This window comes from Luteimonas lutimaris (assembly GCF_039537065.1).
In the GTDB taxonomy this organism is placed as follows: domain Bacteria; phylum Pseudomonadota; class Gammaproteobacteria; order Xanthomonadales; family Xanthomonadaceae; genus Luteimonas; species Luteimonas lutimaris.
In genome coordinates, this window is sequence record NZ_BAAAZU010000015.1 from 478 (window position 1) to 1,131 (window position 654).

At 68.3% G+C, this 654-nt stretch carries 1 protein-coding gene; it reads left to right on the forward strand.

Annotation, left to right across the window (positions count from 1 at the left end; genetic code table 11):
- Nucleotides 1-12: 12 nt before the first annotated feature.
- A partial coding sequence (locus tag ABD679_RS10985; RefSeq protein WP_344760033.1) for an IS110 family transposase occupies nucleotides 13-654 on the forward strand: 642 nt, incomplete at its 3' end.

Consider the following 654-nt stretch of genomic DNA (forward strand, 5'->3'; position numbering starts at 1 on the left):
CGGAGAACCGGGATGACGGCAGCAGGGATCGATGTGTGCAAGGCCAGTCTGGAGCTGGCCGTGGATGGACAGCCGAGCGTGGTTGGATTCGCCAACAGTCGCGCCGGCATCGCCAAGCTGGTCAAGCGCCTTCAGGCACTCAAGGCCACGCGGATCGTGGTCGAAGCCACTGGGGGCTACGAGGAGCCGCTGCTCGAGGCCTGCTGCGATGCCGGCCTCTGGATTGCCCGGGTCAACCCGCGCCAGGCGCGCGACTTTGCCCGAGCCACCGGCGAGCTGGCCAAGACCGACGATATCGACGCCCGGATCCTGGCGCTCATGGCCCGGCTGTTTGCCGACCGCCTGCGGCCCTACGTCGCGCCGCCGCCATGGCAGCGTGAGCTGCGTGACTGGCTGCGCCGTCGTGGCCAGGTCGTGGTCCTGCTCCAGGCCCAAAAGCAGCAGGCTGCCATGGCGCCTCCGGCAGTCCGTAAGCTGGCAGCGCGCACCATCGCTGCCCTCGTCCGAGAGCTGGCTGCGATCGAGAAGACGATGAAGGCCCTGATCAACGAACACGCCACGCCGGCATTGCGCTCAAGCAAGGGGCTGGGGCCCGTGTTCCAGGCCACCGTCCTCGCGCTGTTGCCCGAGCTCGGACACCTTGACCGCAAGCAG